This is a genomic window from Sabulicella flocculans, assembly GCF_045449635.1.
Taxonomy (GTDB): Bacteria; Pseudomonadota; Alphaproteobacteria; order Acetobacterales; family Acetobacteraceae; genus Roseococcus.
On record NZ_JBJJBR010000006.1, the window covers coordinates 85,755 to 108,400 of the forward strand.

The window sequence follows — 22,646 nt, forward strand, 5'->3', positions numbered from 1 at the left end:
GCGCCGGAGGCCGCCGCCGCAGGCGAGGCCGGCCCACCCGTGCCGCACCGTGCAAGGTCCAGCGCACGCCCCGCGCCGGAGGCCGCCGCCGCAGGCGAGGCCGGCCCACCCGTGCCGCACCGTGCAAGGTCAGCGCACGCCCCGCGCCCGAGGCCAACGCCGAAGGCGAGGCCGGCCAGCCCACGCTACCGGCCAAGCCAAGCACCGCCTCCCGAGGATGCGCGCGCACGGCGCGCGCCGGCCCCCTTCAGGGGGCCGCAGCCAAGCCCGCCGGAGGCGGGCGCCCGGCGTAGCCGCCGCCATGGGCGGCGGCGGTGAGGGCATCAAGAAAACGCCATCTTCGGCGGCCGCCTTCAGCGGCCCCCGAAGATGGCGGTGCCGACTCGCACGTGGGTGGCGCCCTCGGCGATGGCGGCTTCGAAGTCGTTGCTCATGCCCATGGACAGCACGGGCAGGGCGAAGCGCTGCGCCAGGCCGCGCAGGGCGGCGAAGTGGGGGCGGGGGTCGCCCTCGGCCGGGGGGATGCACATCAGCCCGCGCACCGGCAGCGCCCATTCCTCCAGGCAGGCGGCGATGAAGGCCTCGGCGGCGGCGCGGGGCACGCCGGCCTTCTGCGGCTCGTCGCCGGTGTTGACCTGCACCAGCAGGCCAGGGCGGCGGCCTTCCTTGTCCATGGCGTCCTTCAGGGCCAGGGCCAGCTTCGGGCGGTCCAGGCTCTCGATGACGTCGGCGGCGCGCACGGCGTCGCGCGCCTTGTTGGTCTGCAAGGCGCCGATCAGGTGCAGGCGCAGCGCCGGGTGGGCGGGGCGCAGGGCGGGGAACTTGCCCTGAGCCTCCTGCACCCGGTTCTCGCCGAACAGGTGCTGGCCGGCGGCCAGGGCTTCCTCCACCGCCGCGGCGCCGTGCGTCTTGGAGACGGCGACCAGGGCGACGCTGCCGGCGGGGCGCCCCGCTGCTGCGGTGGCGGCCTCGATTCGCGCGCGGATGGCTGCCAGCCTGGAGGCGATGGAGTCGGTCATGCCGCACAGGATAGGGAATCGGCCCGGCGCGGCCAGGGCGGTGCCGCGCCTGTGGCTGGTGACGGACGCCCGCCGCCTGCCCGACCCGCTGCCCCTGCTGCCCAGGCTGCCGCGTGGCGCGGCCGTGCTGCTGCGGGACATGGAGGCCGGGGCGGCGCGGCGGGCCGCCCGGGCGGCGCGGGCGCGCGGCCTGCTGCCGGTGGTGGCGGGCGACGGCCGGCTGGCGCTGGCGCTGCGGGCCGGGCTGCACCTGCCCGGCCGCCGGCCGGCGCGCCACCTGCTGCCTTTCCTGCGCGGGGGCGGGCTGCTGTCGGTGGCGGTGCACGGGCGGGCCGGGGTGGCGCGGGCGCGCCGGCTGCGGGCGGACGCCGCGCTGGCCTCGCCGGCCTTTCCCACCGCCAGCCACCCGGGCGCCCCGGCGCTGGGGCCGCTGCGCTGGGCGGCGCTGGCGCGGGCGCTGCCCTGCGCGGCGGTGGCGCTGGGTGGCATGGACGCGCGGCGATGGCGCCGGCTGCCGCGGCGGCTGGCCTGGGGCTGGGCGGCCATCGGGGCGTGGCGGTGACCTGTGGTTCCTGCGCCACAGTGTGTGCCGGAAACCGCGCGGATCGCCCGAAGCCCGTTGCCGGGCCGCGCCCAGCCAACGCATAGTCGGCGTGGACCCAGGTGAGGGTTCCCTTGCCTTCATGCAATCCGGCCTTCGGGGCGGGGCATCTGGCCTGGGAACGCACCGCCTGCCTTTCGGGGGAGGGGGGGGTCAGGGGAACAAGCCGGGCGTGCCCGGCGCGTGAGGAGAGTTTAACATGCGCAAGATTTTGCTGGGCACGACGGCGGTCGTCTCGGCGGTCGTCGGCGCCGCCGTGATGGCGCCGCAGGCCTCCGCCCAGGAGGCGCCGACCGTCCGCATCGGTGGCTTCTTCCGGGCCTACTACGGCTACACGCAGCAGAGCGGCCAGCAGGGCCTGAACCTGGGCGTTCCGGCCGCCGGCGGCGGCGGCAACGGCTTCCTGGGCACGGCGCCGCAGTCCACCGCGCTGCTGGCGGTTCCCGGCGGCACGCTGACCAGCCCGGCCACCGGCCAGCAGGCCCGCCTGGGCAAGCATGACATCTCGACCGACACCGAGATCCATGTGTTCGTGAACGGCAAGCTCGCCAACGGCATCACCTACGGCGCCGTGATCGAGGTCAACTTCAACAACCTCGAGGGTCGCCAGACCCTGCAGGAGCGCGCTTCCTCGCCGAAGACGACGGCCGGCCTGGACGAGGCCTACGCCTTCGTCGCGCACCCGCGCTTCGGCCAGGTCCGCTTCGGTGACGAGGACGGCCCGATGGGCGGCCTCATGAACTCCGGCTGGGTCACCGGCTTCGGCACCGGCGGCATCTTCGGCGAGTGGGAGAGCTTCGTGGTCCGCTCCGGCGGCGCGCGCACCCTGACCGCCCCGGGCGGCCTGGGCGACAGCTCCAAGATCATCTACATGTCGCCGCAGTTCTTCGGCTTCGACTTCGGCGCCTCCTTCGCCCCGAACTACAATGGCGGCGAGGACACGGGCTGCCCGAACAACGGCCCGTCCGGCTTCTGCGACCGCGCCTACGCCTTCACCGGCGCCTCGGCCGTCGGCATCCCGTCGGCGATCCCCGACTACGCCGCGCGCCGCAACGAGTACCAGCTGGCGGCGCGCTGGCGCGGCAACCTGGCGGGCGTCGGCCTGGCGGCCACCGCCGGCTACATCGGCTCCTCCGCCCGGCGTGAGCTGCACCCGGTCACCGCCACCCAGGCCCGCGTGTTCAATGACCTGAACATCTTCCAAGTGGGTGCGCAGGCCTCATACATGGGCTTCACGGTCGGCGCCAACTACATGTGGGGCGACTTCAACTGGTTCTACGGCAACGTGCTGCGCGGCGGTCGTTCCGCCGGCCAGCTCGCGGTCGGCGGCCAGTATGCGGCCGGTCCGTTCACCATCGGCGCCAACATGTTCTCGGGCATCTTCGAGGGCGCGCAGGCGACGGGCTTCTCGCCCAACACGGCGGGCGGCTTCACCGCCATCACCAACCAGGCCAACCGCGCGCGTGAGCGTCGCTGGGGCCTCGGCGTCGGTGCCAACTACCGCCTCGCCCCGGGCATGGACCTGATCGCGGAGTACGTCTACTTCAGCCGCCGCGAGCAGGGCCAGGACTTCGACCCGTTCCGCGCCGGCACGCAGAGCCGCGCGACGGCCAACGTGTTCCTGCTGGGCACGCGCCTGGCCTTCTGAGCCAGGCCGCGCGAGCGGAACCGATACGGGGGGTGGCAGGGCAACCTGCCGCCCCCTTTTCACATGCGAAGGCGCGGCCTAGACATCCGGCGCCATGAAGCACATCCACCTCGTCGCGCTCGCCGCCCTTCCCCTGCTCGCCGGGTGCACCTCCGGGCGCCTCGTCGGCAATGACGAATACGGCAGCGACAGCCAGCGCGCGCGCGTGCAGGGCCGGCTGGGCGGCGCGGGCGACGGCATCGTGGTGTTCGGCGTGGACCGCTCGCGCGAGGCGCAGCAGGCCGCCGCGGCGGCCGCGGCCGGCGGCGGCGCGGGGATGACGGTCAACGCCTTCCTGTGGCGCGCGGCGCTCGACACCCTTTCCTTCATGCCGCTCGCCTCGGCCGACCCCTTCGGCGGCGTCATCATCACCGACTGGTATTCCCCGCCGCAGGCGGAGGGCGAGCGCTTCAAGGCCACCGCCTACATCACCTCCCGCCAGCTCCGCTCCGACGGCGTGCGGGTGCAGGTGTTCCGCCAGGTGGCGCAGCGCGGCGCCTGGGTGGATGCGCCGACCAGCACCGCCACCAATGGCGAGATGGAGGACCGCGTGCTGGCGCGCGCGCGCGAACTCCGCTCGCAATCCGCGGGAGTCCGATAGTCCCCACCGCAGTTTTCCGCCGCCGCTGTGCGGCGGCGGAAAACCGCGGCGGGGGCCCCGGGTGGGGGGCGCGCGTTTCGGTTGAGGGTGGCCGCCGGCTGGAGGGCGGCCGCGCGGCTTCGCGCGCTCCGGGCCGTGCCTGATCCTGGGAAGCCTGCTCCGCGCCAGGGCGAAGCCCCGGCGCGACCGCAAGGTGGGGGGTGCGCGGACGGGGAAGGAGCGCCCTGCGACCGAGGCCGATGCCGAAGGCGCGGCCGGCCCGCCCGCACGCGTTTTCGGGAAGTCAGTGCCCCGCCGCAGAGGCCGACGCCGCAGGCGAGGCCGGCCCGCCCACGCCGTCGCGCGAAAGACCAGCGCACTCCCAACCCCGGAGGCCGACGCCGCAGGCGCGGCCGGCCCACCCGTGCCGCACCGTGCAAGGTCAGCGCACGCCCCGCGCCGGAGGCCGACGCCGCAGGCGCGGCCGGCCCACCCGTGCCGCACCGTGCAAGGTCAGCGCACGCCCCGTGCCCGAGGCCAACGCCGCAGGCGAGGCCGGCCCGCGCGCACCGACCCGCAGGAGGTCAGCGCACCCCCAACCCCAGAGGCCGACGCCGCAGGCGAGGCCGGCCAGCCCGCGCTGCCGGCCAAGCCAAGCACCACCTCCCGAGGATGCGCGCGCACAGCGCGCGCCGGCCCCCTTCAGGGGGCCGCAGCCAAGCCCGCCGGAGGCGGGCGCCCGGCGTAGCCGCCGCCATGGGCGGCGGCGGTGAGGGCACAAAAAACTTCAGGCCCGCAGGGCCTGAAGGTCCAGGCAGTCCACCTCGGCGCCGGGGGGCAGGGCGGGGGCGTGGGGGGCGCGCAGGATCAGGGCGTCGCTGGCGGCCAGGATGCGCAGCATGGAGCTGTCCTGCATCGGCGCGGGGGTGACGCGCCAGGCGGCGCCGTCGCGGTGCAGGGTGGCGCGCAGGTGGTCGGCGCGGTGGTCGTTGGCCGGAAGCGGGGCGGCCAGCCGCGCCGTCACCAGCGGCGGCGCGGCCTCGGCCAGCCCGCCCAGCCGGGCCAGCGCCGGCAGCGCGAACACCACGGCGCAGACGAAGGCGGACACAGGGTTGCCCGGCAGCCCCAGCACCGGCAGACCGTCCCAGTCGCCGAACACCAGCGGCTTGCCCGGCCGCATGGCGATCTTCCAGAAGTCCAGCCGGAAGCCGGCGCGCGCCAGGGCGGGCACGGTCTGGTCGTGGTCGCCCACGCTGGCGCCGCCGCTGGTCAGCAGCAGGTCGGCCCCGCGCGCCCCGCGCGCCACCGCCAGCAGGGCGTCCGGCTCGTCGGGCGCGACGGGCAGCAGGGTGGCCTCGCCCCCCGCCGCGCGCACCAGGGCCGCCAGCACGAAGGCGTTGGAGGACACGATGCCCCCCGCCGCCAGCGGGTCGCCGGGCAGCGCCACCTCGTCGCCGGTGGCCAGGATGGCGACGCGCGGACGGCGATGCACCGACAGCCAGGGGTGGCCGGCGGCGGCGGCCAGCCCGGCCTCGCGCGGGGTCAGCCGCCGGCCGGGGGGCAGCAGCGCCTCGCCCTCGGCGAAGTCCAGGCCGCGGCGGCGGATCCAGCGGCCGGGTCGGGGCGCCTCGTTCACCGTCACGGCGTCGCCGGCGCGGCCGGCGTCCTCCTGCAGCAGGATGGCGTCGGCGCCCGCCGGCACCACGGCGCCGGTGGAGATGCGCAGGCAGGCGCCCGCCGGCAGGACGCCGCCGAAGGGGCGCCCGGCGGCGGATTCGCCCGCCAGCGGCAGCACGGCGCCCAGCGGGGCCTCGGCGGCGCGCAGGGCGTAGCCATCCATGGCGGAGACGTCGGCCGGCGGCTGGGTGAGGCGCGCGGCAACCGGGGCGGCGAGCACCCGCCCGGCGGCCTCGGCCACCGACACCGTCTCGGCCCCCACGGGCGCCAGGGCGCGGAGGATGCGCTCCCGCGCCTCGGCGACGGTGATCACGGGGCGGCCCAGGCGCCGGACTTGCCGCCTTCCTTGGCCAGCAGCCGCAGCCCCTCCACCCGCATGCCGCGGTCGGCCGCCTTGCACATGTCGTAGACCGTCAGCGCGGCGACGGAGGCGGCGGTCAGCGCCTCCATCTCCACCCCCGTGCGGCCGGTGCAGGCGACGGTGGCCTGGATGCGCACGGTGTCCGCCCCCTCCGGCGCCAGTTCCAGCGTCACGCTGTCGAGCGCCAGCGGGTGGCACAGGGGGATCAGGTCGGCGGTGCGCTTGGCGGCCATGATGCCGGCCAGCCGCGCCACCCCCAGCACGTCGCCCTTGCTGGCGGTGCCGGAGCGGATGAGCGCCAGGGTGGCGGGCAGCATGACCACCCGCGCCTCGGCCACGGCGCGGCGCTGGGTGACGGCCTTGGGGCCCACGTCCACCATCACCGCCCGGCCGGCCTCGTCGAAGTGGGTGAGGGAGGTCACGCCAGCAGCGCCCGAGTGGCGTCGCCCAGGGCGGGCTGGCGCAGCAGGTGCTCGCCCACCAGGATGCAGAAGGCGCCGGCGGCGGCCATGCGGCGGACGTCGGCGGCGGTGCGGATGCCCGATTCCGCCACCGGGATGCGGTCGGCGGGGATCATCGGCACCAGCCGCTCGGAGGTGGCGAGGTCGGTGGCCAGCGTCTTGAGGTTGCGGTTGTTCACGCCGATCAGGCGGGTCTGCAGGCCCAGGGCGCGCTCCATCTCCCGCTCGTCATGGACCTCGGCCAGCACGGCCATGTCCAGGGCGCGGGCCACCTCCTCCAGCTCCACCGCCTGCTCGTCGCCCAGCGCGGCCATGATCAGCAGGATGCAGTCGGCGCCCATGGCGCGGGACTGGAACACCTGCCACGGATGCACCAGGAAGTCCTTGCGCAGCGCCGGCAGGGCGCAGGCGGCGCGGGCGGCGCGCAGGTCGTCGGGGCTGCCGCCGAACCAGCGCGCATCCGTCAGCACGGACAGGCAGGTGGCGCCCGCTTCCTCGTAGGTGCGGGCCAGTTCCGCCGGGTCGAAGCCCGGGCGGATCTCGCCGCCCGAGGGCGAGCGGCGCTTCATCTCGGCGATCAGCCCGGTGCGCCCGGCGGCGACGGTGGCGCAGAGCGCGCCCTGGAAGTCGCGCGGCCTGGGCGCGGCCAGGGCCAGGCGCTCCATCTCGGCCAGGGGGGTCTCGCGCAGGCCCTCCTCCACCTCGACGTACTTGGCGCCGATGATGGCCTGGAGCGCGTCCGGCAGGGGGATGTCAGGCATCGGGGGCGTCCTGGGGCTGGGAAAGGCGGCGCAGCGCGTCCAGGGCGGCGCGGGCGCGGCCGGTGTCGAGCGATTCCGCCGCCATCGCCGCCCCTTCGCGCAGGCTGGCGGCGCGGCCGGCGACGATCAGGGCGGCGGCGGCGTTGAGCCGCACCACCTCGCGGTAGGGGCCGGGGGCGCCGTCCAGCAGGGCGAGCAGGGCGGCGGCGTTCTCCTGCGGGTCGCCGCCCTTGATGGCCTCGGGCGGGGCGGGGGCGAGGCCGGCTTCCTCCGGCGTCACGGTGAACTCGCGCAGGCGGCCGCCGTCCAGCTCCACCACGTGCGAGGGGCCGGACAGCGCCAGCTCGTCCAGGCCCTGGCCGTGCACCAGCCAGGCGCGCTCGGTGCCCAGGCGGCCCAGCGCCTCGGCCATCGGGCGCAGCCAGCGCGGGTGGAAGGCGCCGGTCATCTGGCGGGTGACGCGGGCGGGGCTCGCCATCGGGCCCAGCAGGTTGAAGATGGTGCGCGTGCCCAGCTCGACGCGCGCGCCGCCGGCATGGCGCAGGGCGGCGTGGTGGCGCGGCGCCAGCAGGAAGCAGATGCCGGCCTCGCGCAGCACCTCGGGGATGCGCTCCAGCGGCAGGTCCAGGTTGACGCCCAGCGCCGCCAGCGCGTCGGCGGCGCCGGATTTCGAGGACAGGGCGCGGTTGCCGTGCTTGGCCACCGGCACGCCGCAGCCCGCCACCACCAGCGCCGCGGCGGTGGAGATGTTGAGGCTGCCTGAGGCGTCGCCGCCGGTGCCGACGATGTCCACCGCGCCCGGCGGCGCTTCCACCGCGGTCATGCGCGCGCGCATGGCGCGCACCGCGCCGGTCATCTCCGCCACCGTCTCGCCGCGCACGCGCATGGCCATCAGCAGGCCGGCGATCTGCGCCGGCGTCGCCTCGCCGGCCATGATGACGGCGAAGGCGGCCTCGGCCTCGGTTTCCGCCAGCGTCTCGCCCTCGGCGAGGCGGGCGAGGACGGGCTTCAGGCCGGCGCTCATGCCGGCTGCTTCGTGCAGGCGAGGAAATTGCCCAGGATGCGGTGCCCGTGCTCGGAGGCGATGCTTTCCGGGTGGAACTGCACGCCATGGATGGGCAGTTCGGCGTGGGACAGGCCCATGACGAGGCCGTCCGCCGTCTCGGCCGTGACCCGGAGGGAGTTGGGCAGGGTGTCGCGCCGCACCACCAGCGAGTGGTAGCGCGTGGCCCGGAACGGCGAGGGCAGGCCGGCGAAGACGCCGCCATCGCCGTGCGTCACCTCCCACACCTTGCCGTGCACCGGGGCGGGGGCGCGCACCACCTCGCCGCCGAAGGCCTGGCCGATGGCCTGGTGGCCCAGGCAGACCCCCAGCAGCGGCATCCGCGCCTCGGCGGCGGCGGCGATCAGGTCCAGGCAGATGCCGGCCTCGTTGGGCGTGCAGGGGCCGGGCGAGAGCACGATGCCCGAGGGGCGCCGCGCCAGCGCCTCGGCGGGCGAGAGCGCGTCGTTGCGCACCACCTCCACCTCCGCCCCCAGGTCGCCCAGGAAATGCACGAGGTTCCAGGTGAAGCTGTCGTAGTTGTCGATGAGCAGGAGCATGGCAGCGGCCGAACCTGACGGGCGGCGCCGCCGGGGTCAAGCTACCGCCGCTCCTGCCAGACCCCCGCCGCGGGCGTGTCGGCGGGCGGGGAAAGCCCCAGCCGCTGCCCCAGCCGCGCCCCGGCGGAATAGGCGCCGTCGTTCAGCCGCCGCGCCTCGCCGGTGATCGAGGGCTCGATCGGCTGCCCCTGGTAGGACAGGCCGGTGGCGCAGCCGGCCAGCAGCAGCGGGGCGAGCAGGAGGAGCGGACGCATGGCCCGGCAACGCCCGTCCCGATGCCCCGTTGCGCCGCCTGGCGCGGGAGGCCAGCGCCGCGGGCGAGGCCGGCCATCAGGCGTGCCCCGCAGAACCCAGCGCCGCGTCCCTTCCGGGGCGCGAAGCCCAGGCGGCCGGATGGCCGCCGCCCGGCGCAGCCGCGACGATCGGCCACGGCGGTGCGGGCACGGAGAACCAGCCCTCAGGCCGGCTTGCGCCTGGGTTCGCCCAGCGTCTGCATCAGCCGGTTGGCCCAGGCGAACATCGCCACCGCGGCGGCGATGTCCAGGATCTCGGCGTCGTTCATCCCCTGGGCACGCAGGTGGGCCACGTCGCTCGCCGCCGCGGCCGGCGGCGTGGCGGACAGGCGCGCGGCGAAGTCGGCGATGGCGCGCAGCCGCGGCGGCATCTCCACCTCCACGCCCTCGGCCAGGATGCGCGCCATCAGCGCCGGGTCGCCCTTCAGCTGCGCCCAGCGCTGCGCGTGCACGCTGGCGCAGTAGGGGCAGCCGTTGATGCGGCTCTCGATGACGGAGGCGAACTCGCGCTCGGCGCGCGAGGCGCCGCGCGGGCCGTACATGATGGTGTTGAACAGCTTCGAGCGCTCGCGCAGCACCGCGGGCTCCTGCACCAGCAGCAGGTAGTAGGGCGAGATGCGGGCCGAGGCGTGCGAGGCGTCGAGGATGGCGAGCTGCTCGGGCGTGGCCTGGGCGATGTCCAGGATGGGCGCCCAGGCCTCCCAGTCCAGGCTGTCGGCGGTGAAGCCGAAATCCGCCGTGCCGGGGGAGCGCGGGTGCAGCGGCACCGCCGTCCCGCCCGCGCCGTCCCGGCCGGCCAGCAGGTCGAGCGCCACGCCCATGCGGCTGACGTAGGCGACGTAGGCGACCAGCTGCGCCAGCATCACGATGTCGCGCGGCGCCAGCCCGGCTTCGGTCAGGGCGCGGATGGCGGCGGGGCTGGCCTGGTCGGTGTGCAGCGTCAGCAGCTCGGCGAAGGGGTACAGCACGGGCAGGCGCGGGCTGGTGGTGTCGGCCAGGGCGGCGTGGCGGGCCTGCAGCCGCGGGTCGTCGTGCAGGCGGGCGACGTGGGCGGCCACGGCGTGGCGCTCGCCGGGCGAAAGGCCGGAGGGGCCGGCGAAGATGGCGTCCTCGCTGCCCGCGGTGGCGGCGCGCACGTCCGGGCGCAGGGCGCGCAGCGCATCCAGGTCGCTGCCCGCCCCGATGCCGGCGATGTCGTCGATCACGTCGCGCATGCGCGCCCTTCCCCTGCCCTCAACCGCGGCACCTTCGCCCCGGCGGGCGGGGGGCGCAAGCTCAGCGCAGCGCCTCGATGCGCACGCGGCCGTCCTGCCCGCCCACCGGGCGGCGGATGGCGGCGGCGAAGCGCGCGGCCACGCGGGGGTCCACCTCGAACTGGGTCTCGCGGCCCAGGATGCGGATGCGCCCGATGGCCTCGCGCGTCACGTGGCCGCGGCGGCACAGGAAGGGCAGCAGCCACTTGGGGTCGGCCCCGTCCTCGCGGCCCACATCGGCGCGGAACCAGTTGCCGGCCGCCGCCGCCGCCGGGTCGCGGCGCTCGCGCGGGGGCGGCGCTTGGCGCTCGGGGGCCTCGGCCAGCTCCTCGGGGGCGGGCAGGGGGGCGCGCAGCAGCTTCACCAGCGCGGCGGCCAGCGCCTCGGGCGCGTGGCCGGCCACCAGGGTGGCGCCGATGGCGGCATCGGCCTCCTCCGGCTCCTCGGCCAGCAGGGCGGCGGCGGATTCGCGCAGCCGCTCGGCGTCCCTGGCGCGCACCGCATCGGCGCCCGGGGCGGGCACCACGGCGACGTCCAGCTTGGCGCCCCCGAACAGGCGCTCGGCGGTGCGGCGGCGGTTGTGCGGCACCACCAGCCAGGACACGCCCTTGCGCCCGGCGCGCCCGGTGCGGCCCGAACGGTGCAGCAGCGTCTCGGAATCGCGCGGCAGCTCGGCGTGGATGACCAGCGCGAGGTCCGGCAGGTCGATGCCGCGCGCCGCCACGTCGGTCGCCACGCAGACCCGCGCGCGGCCGTCGCGCAGGGATTGCAGGGCGCGGGTGCGCTCGGCCTGGGACAGCTCGCCCGACAGCGCCACGGTGGCGAAGCCGCGCTCCGTCAGGTTGGCGTGCAGGCGGTTCACCGCGGCGCGGGTGGCGCAGAACACCATGGCCAGCCGCGGGTCCTCCAGCCGCAGGATGTTCACCACCGCGCGCTCCACCTCGTGCGGCGCGACGAGGGAGCCGCGGTACTCGATGTCGTTGTGTCGGCGCGCCTCGCTGCCCACGGCGATGCGCTTCGCCTCGCGCTGGTACTGCCGGGCGAGGGCGGCGATCTCCTTCGGCACGGTGGCGCTGAACAGCAGGGTGCGGCGCGCCTCGGGCGCGGCGTCGAGGATGGCCTCCAGCTCCTCGCGGAAGCCGAGGTCGAGCATCTCGTCCGCCTCGTCCAGCACCACGGCCTTGAGCGCCGAGGCGTCGAGGTTGCCGCGCTCGATGTGGTCCCTCATGCGGCCCGGCGTGCCGACGACGATGTGGGTGCCGCGCTGCAGCACCCGGCGCTCGGCGATGGGGTCCATGCCGCCCACGGCGGCGCCGACCACGCCCCCGGCGGCGGCGTAGAGCCAGGCCAGCTCCGCCTTCACCTGCAGCGCCAGCTCACGCGTGGGGGCCACCACCAGGGCCAGCGGGGCGCCGGCGGGCGGCAGGCGCGGCGCCTCGCCCATCAGGTCGGCGGCCAGGGCCAGGCCGTAGGCGACGGTCTTGCCCGAGCCGGTCTGGGCGGAAACAAGCAGGTCCTGCCCGGCCAGCCCTTCCTCCAGCACGGCCTGCTGCACGGGCGTCGGCTCGGCGTAGCCGCGCGCGGCCAGGGCGCTGGCGAGGGAGGCGGGAAGCGGGGGGAAGGACATGGTGGGGCGGGGTTTACGCGGGTTGTGCCCGGTGGCGCCAGCGGCGTGGGCGCTGGACTGCCATGACGGACGGCAGTGATGGCGCGCGGCGACAGCAGACTTTGAGAGGGGTTGCTTGCCTCGCGCCAGAAATCACTGATGGTGTCGTCATGAACGAGGCCGCAAAGCCGCTGCCGCCGTCAGCGCCAATGTTTGAGGAGCGGCGCTTCACTGGCATCATTCGCGATGCCGCCGCCGTCATCGCGGAGGTCGTCTTTTCGGCCTCGGTCAATCGGCAAGGTGTCCTCGTGATGCGTTTCGAGGGCCCGCACGCGGATGATGGCCTCTACATGCGGCTGCGCGAGACGCAGCGCGGCGAGCACCTTGAGTGGCTTCAACTCGACGCGCATGCGGAAGACGGCACCCGTCTCAGGTCCAGTCACTTTGAAGTCCGGGACCTCTCCCACTCAGCGGGTCCGGATGGCTTGACGGTGGCGTTCGGAGGCTCGTGCGCGCACGCCGAACTGACGCTGGCGCCTCCTCAGCATCGGCCCGAGCGGACACCGTTACGGTCCGTGCGGTTCTGGCTCCGCGGCCTCGAATGCTCAGGCGCTCCGCTGAAAGCACGCATTGCCGGGATTGGGTCGCTGATAATCTCTTGTCGGCGGCAGTTCGCCGATGAAGCCTCATGGCACGACGTGTCTGGTATGCTCGTCATATCTCAAGCCAACGGCGAGGTCGCCATCGAGGAAACCGACGCTGAATGGTGTGAACGCGCCAAGGTGGCAGGGGAAGAACTATTGCTGGCGCTGTCCTTTGCATGCGGCACTCAACTGGCGCCACGCGTCATTGGCGAGTATCGGCGGAACGGAACAAACATTATCACCGTGCGCAGGACTACAGAATTGCCGACACGAGGCGAAGAGACCGCGTTGCAGGTCATTCCGGACTGGAGCTTGCAAGCTTTCCTGCATGCCGTCATTTTGCGGGAGACGGAAGAAATCGGAACGCTTTCCTGTCTCCAGGATGCGCTTTCCTGGTTGGTCGCGCCGTCCCACTTTGCCGAGGTACGTCTGTTCTGTGCGGTAACCGCAATTGAGAATCTCATCGCCCGAGGACTAAGTTCTGGCGACGGAGGTCTTCTCTCCAAAGATATCTATCAAAAAGCGAAGTCTGCCATTCAGGAAGTGCTGAAAAACGAGTTGCCTCACTATCAACCAGAAGTGCTGGGCCGCCTGCTTCCCCGCAACGAGAAAGGTCTGCGAGAAAAACTGGAGTGCTTGCTCCGCAAATGGGGCACCTCGGCTGACCATCTGCCGCCCCACGCGCTGCGGGACGCCATCACCGCGCGCAATCAGATTACCCATCGCGGCGTCAACACGGTGCAAGCGGCCTCCGGCCGCGCGGGGACATGGAGCCACGCGATGGTGTTCCGAGAACTCGCGGTTCGGCTCATCTTGGCGCGATTTCAGTACCGCGGCCCCTACCTATCTTTCGTCGGTCGCTATCACCAGCGGGTGTTTCCGGCTTGCATCGCTCCCGGCTGAATGGTCGCCAGACGGGGCGACGCAAGACGTTCCCCGATATCGTGATGGCACCAAGCGTTCGGCGGCCCCCTCAGGGCTTCAGCACCACCTTGATGCAGCCATCCTGCTTGTCGCGGAAGGTCTTGTAGAGGCCCGGCGCCTCCTCCAGCGTCGCGCGGTGGGTGATGACGAAGGAGGGGTCGATCTGCCCGCCCTCGATCAGCGCCAGCAGCCGCGGCAGGTAGCGCTGCACCGGCGTCTGCGCCATGCGGAAGGTGATGCCGCGGTTGATGGCCGAGCCGAAGGGCACCTTGTCCAGGAAGCCGCCATAGACGCCGACGATGGAGACGGTGCCGAAGTTGCGGCAGCAATGGATGGCCTGGCGCAGCACGTGCGGCTGGTCGGTGCCGGCGAACAGCGCCACCTTGGCGCGGTCCAGCATCGCCATGGCCGAGGAGGTGGGCGAGGGCTCGGTGCCCACGGCGTCGATGCAGGCATCCGCGCCGCGGCCCTTGGTGGCCTCCATGATGGCTTCGTAGACGTCCACCTCGCGGAAGTTCAGCACCTCGGCGCCGGCCTTGCGCGCCATCTCCAGCCGCTCGGGCACCTCGTCGATGGCGATGACGCGCCCGGCGCCCAGCAGGAAGGCGGAGCGGATGGCGAACTGCCCCACCGGGCCGCATCCCCAGATGGCGATGGTCTCGCCGCCCTTGATGTCGCAGAACTCGGCGGCCATGAAGCCGGTGGGGAAGATGTCGCTCAGGAACAGCACCTGCTCGTCGCTCAGCCCGTCCGGCACCTTGATGGGGCCGACATCGGCGTGCGGCACCCGCAGGTATTCCGCCTGCCCGCCGGGGATGCCGCCCAGCAGGTGCGAATAGCCGAACAGGGCGGCCGGGCTGTTGCCCCACAGCTCCTTCGCCATGGCGAAGTTGGGGTTGGTGCGCTCGCAGCCCGAGAAGAAGCCCTTCTGGCAGAAGAAGCACTGCCCGCAGGCGATGGTGAAGGGCACCACCACGCGGTCGCCGGGCTTCAGGCGCTTGCAGCCGCGGCCGACCTCCATCACCTCGCCCATCGCCTCGTGGCCCACCACGTCGCCGGACTTCATGGTGGGGATGACGCCGTCCAGCAGGTGCAGGTCGCTGCCGCAGATGGCGCAGGCGGTGACGCGGATGATGCAGTCCGTGTCCTGCTCGATCCGCGGGTCGGGCACGGTGTCGCACCGCATGTCGCCCTTGCCGTGCCAGGTGATCGCCCGCATCGCCGCGCCTCCGCTGTGTTCCGCAACCCCGGGGCAACGCCGCCACCTGCCCCGCGTTGCCGGCGGGAACATGCGAAGGCAGGAGAATCCCATGGACGGCAAAGGCCTCGTGGTCGTGACCGGCGCCAGCACCGGCATCGGCAAGGAGCTGGCGCGCATCGCGGCGCAGGAGGGGCACGAGCTGGTGATCTGCGCCGACGAGCCGGCCATCGAGGAGGCGGCGCGCCAGCTGCGCGGCATGGGCGCGCGGGTGCGCGCCGTGCAGGCCGACCTGGCGACGGAGGAAGGTGTGGGCGCGCTGCTGGACGCCATCGGCGCGGCGCGGGTGGAGGTGCTGTGCGCCAATGCCGGCCGCGGCCTGGGCCACGGCTTCCTGGACCAGGACTGGGCGGAGGTGCGCCGCGTGGTGGACACCAACGTGACCGGCACCCTGCTGCTGGTGCAGCAGGTGGGACGGGCCATGCGGGCGCAGGGCGGCGGGCGCATCCTCGTCACCGGCTCGGTGGCCGGCTACATCCCCGGCTCCTTCCAGGCGGCCTACAACGGCACCAAGGCCTTCATCGACAGCTTCTGCGCCGCCCTGGGCAACGAGCTGAAGGAGACGGGCATCACCGTCACCTGCCTGATGCCCGGCCCGACCGAGACGGAATTCTTCCGCCGCGCCGGCATGGAGGACACCGCCGTGGGTGCCGCCGCCAAGGACGACCCGGCCGAGGTGGCGCGCACCGGCTGGGAGGCGATGCGGGCCGGCGACGGCCAGGTGGTGCACGGCATCAAGAACAAGGTGCAGACCACCATTGCCAACGTCACCCCCGCCGCCATGCTGGCGGAGCAGCACCGGAAGACGGCGGAGCCCGGCTCCGCCTCCTGACGCGCGGCGGAGGGGGAGCAGGCATGGCGGCGGCGGAAGTCACCCACCCCCTGGTCATCGGCCTGGGGTCCGCCGTGCTGGACCACCTGTTCCGCGTGGGCGAGATCCCGTCGCCGCCGGCCAAGGAGCGCGCCACCGCCTACCGCGCCATGGTGGGCGGCATGGCGGCCAACGCCGCCATCGCGGTGGCGCGGCTGGGCGGGCGCGCCGCCCTGTGGGGCCGCCTGGGCGAGGACGCCAACGGCGCCGCCGCCCGCGCCGAGCTGGAGGCCGAAGGGGTGGACTGCGCCGGGCTGCGCGGCTTCCCCGGCGCGCGCACCCCGGTCTCGGCCGTGGTGGTGGACAAGCGGGGGGAGCGCGTGACCTTCGGCTGGCGCGGCGAGGCGCTGCCCGCCGACCCCGGCTGGCTGCCGCTGGAGCGGCTGCGCGGCGCCGCCGGCTTCCACTGCGACCCGCGCTGGCCCGAGGGCGCGGCGGCGGCGCTGGAGGCCGCCCGCCACCTGCCCACCGTGCTGGACGCCGAGAAGGGCGAGGCGCGCATCCTGCTGGAGCTGGTGCCGCGCGCCCGTCACGCCGTGTTCAGCGAGGGCGGGCTGGCCAATTTCGCCCCGGGCCAGCGCGCCGCCGAGGCGCTGCGCCGCGCCCTGGCCGCCGGCCGCACCGAGGTGGCGGCGGTGACGCGCGGCGAGCGCGGCGTGCTGTGGCTGGCCGCGGGCATGGAGCGCGCGGGGGAGGTGCCCGCCTTCCCGGTGGAGGCCGCCAACACCACCGGCGCGGGCGACGTGTTCCACGGCGCCTACGCCCTGGCCCTGGCCGAGGGGCAGCCGGTGCCCGACGCGCTGCGCTTCGCCGCCGCCGCCGGGGCGCTGCGCGCGCGCGACGGCGCGACCCCCCGCCGGGAGGCGGTGGCGGCCATGCTGCGATAGAGGTTGTATTCCCCGTCACGAAGCCTGATATTGGGGGGGTCAACCTCGTTTGGTTCGGCCCAGCCTGCGTCCCCTCCCCGGAGGGGGCACCGAGCCTCGCGACCGCCTTCCCTTCGACGCTGATGCGCCACGCGGCCCTTCGCGCGGCGGCACCCTCCGTTCCGAAAGGGAACAGACACCATGACCACCGGCACCGTGAAGTGGTTCAACGCCACCAAGGGCTTCGGCTTCATCCAGCCCGAGGACGGCTCCAAGGACGTCTTCGTGCACATCTCCGAGGTCCAGAAGGCCGGCCTGCGCGACCTGCGCGAGGGCGAGCGCCTGGAGTTCGAGGTGCTCGGCGGGCGGGACGGCAAGTCCTCCGCCGGCAACATCCGCAAGGCGTGATGCAACGGAAGGCGGGCCCCGGCCCGCCTTCTTCCGTTCAGGAGGACCACCGATGGCGACGCCGCTGCACCGTTTCCGCGCCGGGGAGCATGTCGAGCTGGTCCCGGGCAAGATGGACGGCAACCTGCCCCGCGGCCTGTTCACCGTGCTGCGCACCCTGCCCAACGACCAGATGGACCGCGAGTACCGCCTGCGCCACCTGGCCGACGGCCACGAGCGCGTGGCCCGCGAGAGCCAGATGCGCGCCGACCCGCTGGGCCGCCCGCGCTAGCGGCGCCACCCCCCGGCGCGCTTGACCTTCCCCCCGGGGAAGGCCGCAGCATGCGCCGCATGATGACCATCCGCATCCCCAACATGGAATGCGGCGGCTGCGCCAAGGGCGTCGCCGCCACCCTGGCCAAGGCCGCGCCCGGCGCCGCCCCGCAATTCGACCTGGAGAAGCGCGAGGTGCGGCTGGAGGCGGCGGACGCCGCCGCCATCCTGGCCGCCCTGCGCGCCGATGGCTGGGAGGCCGAGGCCCTCAGCCGTTGATGACGGTGCCCCCGTTGGGGTGCAGCACCTGGCCGTTGACGTAGGAGCTGTCCTGCTCGCTGGCCAGGAAGATGTAGCAAGGCGCCACCTCGTCCGGCTGGCCGGCGCGGCCCATCTCGCTGCTGTCGCCGTGCCTGGCCGTGCGCTCCTCGTCGAAGGAGGCGGGGATCAGCGGGGTCCAGATCGGCCCCGGCGCCACCGCGTTCACCCGGATCCCGCGCGCCTTCCACAAGGACTGCGACAGCGAGCGCGTCAGCGCCACGATGGCGCCCTTGGTGGCCGCGTAGTCCGGCAGCTCCGCCGAGCCGCGATAGGCGGTGATGGAGGTGGTGTTGATGATGCGCGCCCCGTCGGGCATGCGCGGCAGCGCGGCGCGGATCAGCCAGAACATCCCCAGGATGTTGGTGCGGAAGGTGCGCTCCACCTGCTCCGTCGGGATCTGCGCGAAATCCTCCGTCTCGTGCTGCTCGGCGGCGTTGTTGACCAGGATGTCCAGCGGGCCCTCCAGATGGGCGGTCGCCTCCTCCACCGCGCGGGCGCAGAAGGCCGGGTCGCCGATGTCGCCGCTGATGGCCAGGCCGCGCCGCCCCTCGGCGGCGATCAGGCGCAGCGTCTCGCGCGCGTCCTCCTCCTCCTCGGCGGTGTGGAGGATGCAGACATCCGCGCCCTCCTTGGCGAAGCCGATGGCCACGGCACGGCCGATGCCGCTGTCGCCGCCGGTCACCAGGGCGCGCTGGCCCTGGAGCTTGCCGGCGGCCTTCCACCCTTCCATGCGCGAGCGCGGGGCGGGCGTCATCTCGGATTCCAGGCCGGGCTGGCGGTCCTGGTGCTGCGGGGGCTGGGTCATGCGCGCCCAACGCCGCAGCCGCGGCTTCGTTCAGCGCACCGATTGCACGTCCTGGTAGGTCATGCCGGCGCGGCCGGTGCCGCCGCGGCCGGGCAGGGTGCCGGCGGGCTGGCGCGGGCTGGTCGGGTTCTCCACCCCGAAGGCGCCCTGGCCGAAATACTGCAGCCGCTGCGTCGAATCCGGCAGGCGGGAGGTGGGCGCGCGCTCGTAGTTCGCCGGCGCCGGCGCCCGGCCGGTGGAGGCGGTGGAAACGGGGGGCGGCGGGTCGCCGCAGGCGGGAAGCAGGGCAAGGGCGGCGAGCAGGGGCAGGCGCATCCTGGGGGTTCCGGGCGGTTCGCCCCGCTGCATGGCGGAAGGCCGGGGCGGGCGTCAATCCGCCGTTCACCTGTTGGCGCGATGCTGCGCCGCATGGACGCCGTGCGCCGCGCCGAAGCCCCCGCCGCCCCGCCCCCGCCGCGCCGCGCCGGGGGCGGCTTCCAGCTCGCCCTGGCCGGGGCGGAGCGCGCGCCCGCCGCCGCGCGGCCCGGCAGCCTGGCCGCGCCGTGGGAAGCGGCGCCCAACCCCGCCTTCCGCGCCCGCATCGCCGCCGCCGAGCGCAGCGCCGAGCACCCCAACCACGGCTACGGCCAGGTGAACCCGCGCTCCGGCGCGCTGGGGCGCTACCAGTTCCTGCCCTCCACCCTGGTGGATTTGGGCTGGAAGGACGCCTCCGGCGCCTGGACCGCGCGCGCGGGCGTGCGCAGCGACGAGGAGTTCCTCCGCAGCCCCTTGGCACAGGAGGCCGCCTTCACCGCCTTCCTGCGCCGGGTGGAGACGCAGCTGGACCGCAACGGCGCCCTGGCCCGGCAGGGCGGCACGCTGCGCGGGCTGGACGGGCAGGAGGTGCCGCTGACGGAGGGCGGGCTGGTGGCCGCCGCGCACCGGCGCGGCGCCGGGCTGCTGGCGCGCTGGCTGCAGCACCGCACCGAGACGCCCGACGCCCCGCTGCGCCCCGCCCAGCGCCGCGCCTTCGAGGCGGTGGAGCGCCGCCTGCGCGACTTCGCCCAGGTGGACTACGCCAGCCTGCGCGCGCCGCCGCGCGTGCCGGTGGCCCCCTTCCTGCTGCTGAACCAGAGCTAGCGCACGACGCCCCAGGTGGCGGACATCGCCCCGCCCAGGCTGACGCGCGGCGCCTCGCCGGCCCAGGCTTGCGGCGGCGGCTCCGGCGCCGGGCGGGCGCAGGCGGCGAGCAGCAGCAGCAGGGCCAGGGCACGCGGCATCAGGGGCGCTCCATCATCAGCACCGGCATGGACAGGCCGCCGGGCAGGGCCATGCGCGCCGGGGCCACCGCGCGGTAGCCCAGCTTCCCGTACAGCGGCACGGCATCCAGGTAGGCGCGCAGGGTGAAGCGCGCGAGGCCGGAGCGTTCCTCCGCCGCGCGCACCAGCCGGGTGGCGAAGCCCTGGCGCGCGGCATCCGGGTGGACGAAGACCTTGCGGATGCGGCAGCGCCCCTCCTGCTCGCACCAGCCGGCGGAGGCGAGCAGCCGGCCATCCGGCCCCTCCGCCACCCAGGGGTCGCAGCGCGCCACCTCCTCCGCATAGGCCGGCTCGGCCACCAGCGCGGCGTGCGCGGCCTTCACCGCGGCGCCGTAGGCCGCGCCGAGGGCATCGAACGACGCGTCGTGCAGCGCCCGCAGCGCCGCCATCTCGGCGGGGCGCAGCGGGCGCAGCCGCATCAGGCGTTGCGGTCCATCGTGCTGCCGGCCAGCGCCGCCTGCGCCGCCGCCAGCCGCGCCACCGGCACGCGGTAGGGCGAGCAGGACACGTAGTCGAGCCCGACCCCCTCGCAGAACTGGATGGAGGAGGGGTCGCCGCCGTGCTCGCCGCAGATGCCCAGCTTCAGGCCGGGCTTCACGCCGCGGCCCTTCTGCGCCGCGATCTCCACCAGCGCGCCCACCCCCTCGGGGTCGAGCGAGACGAAGGGGTCCTTGGGCAGGATGTTCTTCTCGACGTAGTGCGGCAGGAACTTGCCGGCGTCGTCGCGCGACAGGCCGAAGGTGGTCTGCGTCAGGTCGTTGGTGCCGAAGGAGAAGAAGTCGGCGGCCTCGGCGATGCGGTCGGCGGTGATGGCGGCGCGCGGCAACTCGATCATGGTGCCGACCAGGTAGTCCAGCGTGGTGCCGGTGGCGGCGAAGACCTCGGCGGCGGCCTTCTCCACCTGGGCGCGGGTGAGGTCGAGCTCCTTCTTCACCATCACCAGCGGGATCATGATCTCCGGCACCGGGGCGGCGCCGGTCTCCTTCGCCACCGCCACCGCGGCCTCGAAGATGGCGCGGGCCTGCATCTCGTAGATCTCGGGAAAGGTGATGCCCAGGCGGCAGCCGCGATGGCCCAGCATGGGGTTGGCTTCGCTCAGGTCCTCGGCGCGGCGCTTCATCTGCGCGGCGTCCACGCCGAGCGACGCCGCGACCTCGGCGATCTCGGCCTCCGAATGCGGCAGGAACTCGTGCAGCGGCGGGTCCAGCAGGCGAATGGTCACCGGCAGCCCGGCCATGATGCGGAACAGCGCCGTGAAGTCGTCGCGCTGGAAGGGCAGCAGGCGGGCCAGGGCGGCGCGGCGGCCCTCCTCCGTCTCGCTCATGATCATCTGGCGCACGGCGCCGATGCGCGCGGGGTCGAAGAACATGTGCTCGGTGCGGCACAGGCCGATGCCCTCGGCGCCGAACTTGCGCGCGGTCTCGGCGTCCAGCGGCGTCTCGGCGTTGGCGCGCACCTTCATGCGGCGCTTGCCGTCGGCCCATTCCATCAGCGTGGCGAAGTCGCCCGACAGCTGCGGCTCGATCATCGCCACCGGGCCGATGAAGACCTCGCCGGTGGCGCCGTCCAGCGTGATGGTCTCGCCGGCGCGGATGATGTGGCCGCCGGCCATCAGCGCCTGGGCGGCGTAATCCACGGTGATGGAGCCCGCGCCGGCCACGCAGGGCCGGCCCATGCCGCGCGCCACCACCGCGGCGTGCGACGTCATGCCGCCGCGGGTGGTGAGGATGCCGCGGGCGGCGTGCATGCCGTGGATGTCCTCCGGGCTGGTCTCGATGCGCACCAGGATGACGCTCTCGCCCTTGCCGGCGCGGGCCTCGGCCTCGTCGGCGCTGAACACCACCACGCCGCAGGCCGCGCCGGGCGAGGCCGGCAGCCCCTTGGCCAGCGTCTTGCGCGCGGCCTTGGGGTCCAGCGTGGGGTGCAGCAGCTGGTCGAGCGACTGCGGGTGCACGCGCTTCACCGCCTCCGTCTCGTCGATCAGCCCCTCGCGGCACATGTCCACCGCGATCTTCAGGCTGGCGGCGGCGGTGCGCTTGCCGTTGCGCGTCTGCAGCATGTAGAGCTTGTCCTGCTGCACGGTGAACTCGATGTCCTGCATGTCCTTGTAGTGCTTCTCCAGCACCGCGCGGACGCGCACCAGCTCGGCGTAGGCGGCGGGCATCACCTCCTCCATCGGCTTCTCGCCCGGCTTGGCGCGCAGCTTGGCCATGGGCTGCGGCGTGCGGATGCCGGCCACCACGTCCTCGCCCTGCGCGTTCACCAGGTACTCGCCGTAGAAGATGTCCTCGCCCGTCGAGGGGTCGCGGGTGAAGCAGACCCCCGTCGCGCAGTCCTCGCCCATGTTGCCGAACACCATGGCCTGCACGTTCACCGCCGTGCCCCACTCGGCCGGGATGTCGTTCAGGCGGCGGTAGGTGATGGCGCGCTGGTTCATCCAGCTCTCGAACACCGCGCCGATGGCGGCCCAGAGCTGCGCCTGCGGGTCCTGCGGGAAGGGCTGGCCCGTCACCTCGGCGACCATCTGCTGGTAGCCCTGCGCCACCTCGCGCCAATGCGCGGCGGACAGCGCGGTGTCCTCCGTCACGCCCTCGCGCAGCTTCACCTCCTCGATCACTTCCTCGAAGCGGTGGTGGTCCACGTTCAGCACGACGGAGCCGAACATCTGGATGAAGCGGCGGTAGCTGTCCCAGGCGAAGCGGGCATCGCCCGAGGCGGCGGCCAGCCCCTCCACCGTGGTGTCGTTCAGCCCGAGGTTGAGCACCGTGTCCATCATGCCCGGCATGGACACCCGCGCGCCCGAGCGCACGGACACCAGCAGCGGCTTGGCGGCGTCGCCGAACTTCAGGCCGACGGCCTCCTCCACCTGGGCCAGCGCCTCGGCCACCTGGGCCTTCAGCGCCTCCGGGTAGGTGCGGCCATGGGCGTAGAAATGGGTGCAGACCTCCGTGGTGATGGTGAAGCCCGGCGGCACCGGCAGGCCGATGGAGGCCATCTCCGCCAGGTTCGCCCCCTTGCCGCCGAGCAGGTCGCGCATGCCGGCCCGGCCTTCGTTGCGGCCGGCGCCGAAGCTGTACACCCATTGCGTCATCAGGCTT

At 74.2% G+C, this 22,646-nt stretch carries 25 protein-coding genes; 10 read left to right on the plus strand and 15 right to left on the minus strand.

All coding sequences use genetic code 11. From position 1 onward, the window contains the following. Positions 1-353: 353 nt before the first annotated feature. Entirely contained in the window at positions 354-1,019 is a 666-nt protein-coding gene (locus tag ACI6QG_RS08795; protein ID WP_407024215.1) for a YggS family pyridoxal phosphate-dependent enzyme, read from the minus strand. Between ACI6QG_RS08795 and ACI6QG_RS08800 the strand changes: the two genes are divergently transcribed. The 3 genes from ACI6QG_RS08800 to ACI6QG_RS08810 all read left to right on the plus strand — a co-directional run bounded on the left by ACI6QG_RS08800 (position 1,006) and on the right by ACI6QG_RS08810 (position 3,908). Next, positions 1,006-1,581: a thiamine phosphate synthase gene (locus ACI6QG_RS08800; protein WP_407024216.1), complete on the plus strand. Its 576-nt coding sequence runs from the start codon at positions 1,006-1,008 to the stop codon at positions 1,579-1,581. The two genes, ACI6QG_RS08795 and ACI6QG_RS08800, sit on opposite strands and share 14 nt — an antisense overlap. A gap of 238 nt (positions 1,582-1,819) precedes the next feature. Continuing rightward, the gene (locus ACI6QG_RS08805; RefSeq protein ID WP_407024217.1) at positions 1,820-3,268 is read left to right on the plus strand and encodes a porin; all 1,449 of its coding nucleotides are present in this window, start codon (positions 1,820-1,822) and stop codon (positions 3,266-3,268) included. Positions 3,269-3,362: 94 nt separating this feature from the next. Continuing rightward, complete coding sequence (locus ACI6QG_RS08810) at positions 3,363-3,908, plus strand: DUF3576 domain-containing protein (protein WP_407024218.1); 546 nt, start codon at positions 3,363-3,365, stop codon at positions 3,906-3,908. A 766-nt stretch (positions 3,909-4,674) separates the two neighbouring features. Here ACI6QG_RS08810 and ACI6QG_RS08815 read toward each other — a convergent pair. From ACI6QG_RS08815 to ACI6QG_RS08850, 8 genes are all read right to left on the minus strand, one after another. Then, positions 4,675-5,877, minus strand: a complete 1,203-nt coding sequence (locus ACI6QG_RS08815; RefSeq protein ID WP_407024219.1) for a molybdopterin molybdotransferase MoeA — start codon at positions 5,875-5,877, stop codon at positions 4,675-4,677. Continuing rightward, a complete protein-coding gene (gene moaC, locus ACI6QG_RS08820; protein ID WP_407024220.1) occupies positions 5,874-6,347 on the minus strand; it encodes a cyclic pyranopterin monophosphate synthase MoaC in 474 nt (157 codons plus the stop codon). Before moaC ends, ACI6QG_RS08815 begins: the two co-directional genes overlap by 4 nt. After that, on the minus strand, positions 6,344-7,147 hold the full coding sequence (gene trpC, locus ACI6QG_RS08825; RefSeq protein ID WP_491630725.1) for an indole-3-glycerol phosphate synthase TrpC: 804 nt from the start codon (positions 7,145-7,147) through the stop codon (positions 6,344-6,346). The genes moaC and trpC overlap by 4 nt, the downstream gene beginning before the upstream one ends. Then, complete coding sequence (trpD, locus tag ACI6QG_RS08830; RefSeq protein ID WP_407024221.1) at positions 7,140-8,171, minus strand: anthranilate phosphoribosyltransferase; 1,032 nt, start codon at positions 8,169-8,171, stop codon at positions 7,140-7,142. The genes trpC and trpD overlap by 8 nt, the downstream gene beginning before the upstream one ends. Further along, positions 8,168-8,749 carry an anthranilate synthase component II gene (locus ACI6QG_RS08835; protein WP_407024222.1) on the minus strand — a complete coding sequence of 194 codons (582 nt, stop codon included), beginning with the start codon at positions 8,747-8,749 and terminating at the stop codon, positions 8,168-8,170. Before ACI6QG_RS08835 ends, trpD begins: the two co-directional genes overlap by 4 nt. A 41-nt stretch (positions 8,750-8,790) precedes the next feature. Continuing rightward, positions 8,791-9,003 carry a hypothetical protein gene (locus ACI6QG_RS08840; RefSeq protein ID WP_407024223.1) on the minus strand — a complete coding sequence of 71 codons (213 nt, stop codon included), beginning with the start codon at positions 9,001-9,003 and terminating at the stop codon, positions 8,791-8,793. Positions 9,004-9,206: 203 nt separating this feature from the next. Beyond that, complete coding sequence (locus ACI6QG_RS08845; RefSeq protein ID WP_407024224.1) at positions 9,207-10,256, minus strand: CMD domain-containing protein; 1,050 nt, start codon at positions 10,254-10,256, stop codon at positions 9,207-9,209. A gap of 61 nt (positions 10,257-10,317) precedes the next feature. Next, the gene (locus ACI6QG_RS08850; protein ID WP_407024225.1) at positions 10,318-11,922 is read right to left on the minus strand and encodes a DEAD/DEAH box helicase; all 1,605 of its coding nucleotides are present in this window, start codon (positions 11,920-11,922) and stop codon (positions 10,318-10,320) included. Between the two features lie 149 nt (positions 11,923-12,071). Between ACI6QG_RS08850 and ACI6QG_RS08855 the strand changes: the two genes are divergently transcribed. Further along, positions 12,072-13,448 (plus strand): hypothetical protein, encoded by a 1,377-nt coding sequence (locus ACI6QG_RS08855; RefSeq protein WP_407024226.1) that lies wholly within the window; start codon positions 12,072-12,074, stop codon positions 13,446-13,448. A 70-nt stretch (positions 13,449-13,518) separates the two neighbouring features. On the opposite strand, the gene ACI6QG_RS08860 is transcribed toward ACI6QG_RS08855, so the two are convergent. Next, positions 13,519-14,688 carry a zinc-dependent alcohol dehydrogenase gene (locus ACI6QG_RS08860; RefSeq protein WP_407024227.1) on the minus strand — a complete coding sequence of 390 codons (1,170 nt, stop codon included), beginning with the start codon at positions 14,686-14,688 and terminating at the stop codon, positions 13,519-13,521. A 91-nt stretch (positions 14,689-14,779) separates the two neighbouring features. On the opposite strand from ACI6QG_RS08860, the gene ACI6QG_RS08865 reads away from it, so the two are divergent. The 5 genes from ACI6QG_RS08865 to ACI6QG_RS08885 all read left to right on the plus strand — a co-directional run bounded on the left by ACI6QG_RS08865 (position 14,780) and on the right by ACI6QG_RS08885 (position 17,403). Beyond that, positions 14,780-15,559 carry an SDR family NAD(P)-dependent oxidoreductase gene (locus tag ACI6QG_RS08865; RefSeq protein ID WP_407024228.1) on the plus strand — a complete coding sequence of 260 codons (780 nt, stop codon included), beginning with the start codon at positions 14,780-14,782 and terminating at the stop codon, positions 15,557-15,559. A 23-nt stretch (positions 15,560-15,582) separates the two neighbouring features. After that, positions 15,583-16,485 carry a PfkB family carbohydrate kinase gene (locus ACI6QG_RS08870; protein ID WP_407024229.1) on the plus strand — a complete coding sequence of 301 codons (903 nt, stop codon included), beginning with the start codon at positions 15,583-15,585 and terminating at the stop codon, positions 16,483-16,485. 180 nt (positions 16,486-16,665) lie between these two features. Then, positions 16,666-16,872 carry a cold-shock protein gene (locus ACI6QG_RS08875; RefSeq protein WP_407024230.1) on the plus strand — a complete coding sequence of 69 codons (207 nt, stop codon included), beginning with the start codon at positions 16,666-16,668 and terminating at the stop codon, positions 16,870-16,872. A gap of 52 nt (positions 16,873-16,924) precedes the next feature. Continuing rightward, complete coding sequence (locus tag ACI6QG_RS08880; RefSeq protein WP_407024231.1) at positions 16,925-17,143, plus strand: hypothetical protein; 219 nt, start codon at positions 16,925-16,927, stop codon at positions 17,141-17,143. Between the two features lie 59 nt (positions 17,144-17,202). Then, positions 17,203-17,403 carry a heavy metal transporter gene (locus tag ACI6QG_RS08885; RefSeq protein ID WP_407024232.1) on the plus strand — a complete coding sequence of 67 codons (201 nt, stop codon included), beginning with the start codon at positions 17,203-17,205 and terminating at the stop codon, positions 17,401-17,403. Here the strand turns inward: ACI6QG_RS08885 and ACI6QG_RS08890 are convergent. Next, on the minus strand, positions 17,393-18,250 hold the full coding sequence (locus ACI6QG_RS08890) for an SDR family oxidoreductase (protein ID WP_407024233.1): 858 nt from the start codon (positions 18,248-18,250) through the stop codon (positions 17,393-17,395). The two genes, ACI6QG_RS08885 and ACI6QG_RS08890, sit on opposite strands and share 11 nt — an antisense overlap. A 30-nt stretch (positions 18,251-18,280) precedes the next feature. Continuing rightward, on the minus strand, positions 18,281-18,565 hold the full coding sequence (locus ACI6QG_RS08895; protein ID WP_407024234.1) for a hypothetical protein: 285 nt from the start codon (positions 18,563-18,565) through the stop codon (positions 18,281-18,283). Positions 18,566-18,646: 81 nt separating this feature from the next. On the opposite strand from ACI6QG_RS08895, the gene ACI6QG_RS08900 reads away from it, so the two are divergent. Next, the gene (locus ACI6QG_RS08900; RefSeq protein WP_407024235.1) at positions 18,647-19,369 is read left to right on the plus strand and encodes a hypothetical protein; all 723 of its coding nucleotides are present in this window, start codon (positions 18,647-18,649) and stop codon (positions 19,367-19,369) included. Here the strand turns inward: ACI6QG_RS08900 and ACI6QG_RS08905 are convergent. The 3 genes from ACI6QG_RS08905 to ppdK are packed head-to-tail and all read right to left on the minus strand — an operon-like array spanning position 19,366 to position 22,639. Continuing rightward, positions 19,366-19,509 (minus strand): hypothetical protein, encoded by a 144-nt coding sequence (locus tag ACI6QG_RS08905; protein ID WP_407024236.1) that lies wholly within the window; start codon positions 19,507-19,509, stop codon positions 19,366-19,368. The two genes, ACI6QG_RS08900 and ACI6QG_RS08905, sit on opposite strands and share 4 nt — an antisense overlap. After that, a complete protein-coding gene (locus ACI6QG_RS08910) occupies positions 19,509-19,967 on the minus strand; it encodes a GNAT family N-acetyltransferase (RefSeq protein ID WP_407024237.1) in 459 nt (152 codons plus the stop codon). Before ACI6QG_RS08910 ends, ACI6QG_RS08905 begins: the two co-directional genes overlap by 1 nt. Next, the gene (ppdK, locus tag ACI6QG_RS08915) at positions 19,967-22,639 is read right to left on the minus strand and encodes a pyruvate, phosphate dikinase (RefSeq protein ID WP_407024238.1); all 2,673 of its coding nucleotides are present in this window, start codon (positions 22,637-22,639) and stop codon (positions 19,967-19,969) included. The genes ACI6QG_RS08910 and ppdK overlap by 1 nt, the downstream gene beginning before the upstream one ends. Positions 22,640-22,646 lie beyond the last annotated feature (7 nt).

What these genes read in the sequence shown, in the direction of transcription:
- ACI6QG_RS08800 (WP_407024216.1), top strand. Translation starts at nt 1,006, where the DNA reads ATGGAGTCGGTCATGCCGCACAGGATAGGGAATCGGCCCGGCGCGGCC.
- ACI6QG_RS08795 (WP_407024215.1), bottom strand. Translation starts at nt 1,019, where the DNA reads ATGACCGACTCCATCGCCTCCAGGCTGGCAGCCATCCGCGCGCGAATC.
- ACI6QG_RS08805 (WP_407024217.1), top strand. Translation starts at nt 1,820, where the DNA reads ATGCGCAAGATTTTGCTGGGCACGACGGCGGTCGTCTCGGCGGTCGTC.
- ACI6QG_RS08810 (WP_407024218.1), top strand. Translation starts at nt 3,363, where the DNA reads ATGAAGCACATCCACCTCGTCGCGCTCGCCGCCCTTCCCCTGCTCGCC.
- trpC (WP_491630725.1), bottom strand. Translation starts at nt 7,147, where the DNA reads ATGCCTGACATCCCCCTGCCGGACGCGCTCCAGGCCATCATCGGCGCC.
- trpD (WP_407024221.1), bottom strand. Translation starts at nt 8,171, where the DNA reads ATGAGCGCCGGCCTGAAGCCCGTCCTCGCCCGCCTCGCCGAGGGCGAG.
- ACI6QG_RS08835 (WP_407024222.1), bottom strand. Translation starts at nt 8,749, where the DNA reads ATGCTCCTGCTCATCGACAACTACGACAGCTTCACCTGGAACCTCGTG.
- ACI6QG_RS08840 (WP_407024223.1), bottom strand. Translation starts at nt 9,003, where the DNA reads ATGCGTCCGCTCCTCCTGCTCGCCCCGCTGCTGCTGGCCGGCTGCGCC.
- ACI6QG_RS08845 (WP_407024224.1), bottom strand. Translation starts at nt 10,256, where the DNA reads ATGCGCGACGTGATCGACGACATCGCCGGCATCGGGGCGGGCAGCGAC.
- ACI6QG_RS08850 (WP_407024225.1), bottom strand. Translation starts at nt 11,922, where the DNA reads ATGTCCTTCCCCCCGCTTCCCGCCTCCCTCGCCAGCGCCCTGGCCGCG.
- ACI6QG_RS08855 (WP_407024226.1), top strand. Translation starts at nt 12,072, where the DNA reads ATGAACGAGGCCGCAAAGCCGCTGCCGCCGTCAGCGCCAATGTTTGAG.
- ACI6QG_RS08860 (WP_407024227.1), bottom strand. Translation starts at nt 14,688, where the DNA reads ATGCGGGCGATCACCTGGCACGGCAAGGGCGACATGCGGTGCGACACC.
- ACI6QG_RS08865 (WP_407024228.1), top strand. Translation starts at nt 14,780, where the DNA reads ATGGACGGCAAAGGCCTCGTGGTCGTGACCGGCGCCAGCACCGGCATC.
- ACI6QG_RS08870 (WP_407024229.1), top strand. Translation starts at nt 15,583, where the DNA reads ATGGCGGCGGCGGAAGTCACCCACCCCCTGGTCATCGGCCTGGGGTCC.
- ACI6QG_RS08875 (WP_407024230.1), top strand. Translation starts at nt 16,666, where the DNA reads ATGACCACCGGCACCGTGAAGTGGTTCAACGCCACCAAGGGCTTCGGC.
- ACI6QG_RS08880 (WP_407024231.1), top strand. Translation starts at nt 16,925, where the DNA reads ATGGCGACGCCGCTGCACCGTTTCCGCGCCGGGGAGCATGTCGAGCTG.
- ACI6QG_RS08885 (WP_407024232.1), top strand. Translation starts at nt 17,203, where the DNA reads ATGATGACCATCCGCATCCCCAACATGGAATGCGGCGGCTGCGCCAAG.
- ACI6QG_RS08890 (WP_407024233.1), bottom strand. Translation starts at nt 18,250, where the DNA reads ATGACCCAGCCCCCGCAGCACCAGGACCGCCAGCCCGGCCTGGAATCC.
- ACI6QG_RS08895 (WP_407024234.1), bottom strand. Translation starts at nt 18,565, where the DNA reads ATGCGCCTGCCCCTGCTCGCCGCCCTTGCCCTGCTTCCCGCCTGCGGC.
- ACI6QG_RS08900 (WP_407024235.1), top strand. Translation starts at nt 18,647, where the DNA reads ATGCTGCGCCGCATGGACGCCGTGCGCCGCGCCGAAGCCCCCGCCGCC.
- ACI6QG_RS08905 (WP_407024236.1), bottom strand. Translation starts at nt 19,509, where the DNA reads ATGCCGCGTGCCCTGGCCCTGCTGCTGCTGCTCGCCGCCTGCGCCCGC.
- ACI6QG_RS08910 (WP_407024237.1), bottom strand. Translation starts at nt 19,967, where the DNA reads ATGCGGCTGCGCCCGCTGCGCCCCGCCGAGATGGCGGCGCTGCGGGCG.
- ppdK (WP_407024238.1), bottom strand. Translation starts at nt 22,639, where the DNA reads ATGACGCAATGGGTGTACAGCTTCGGCGCCGGCCGCAACGAAGGCCGG.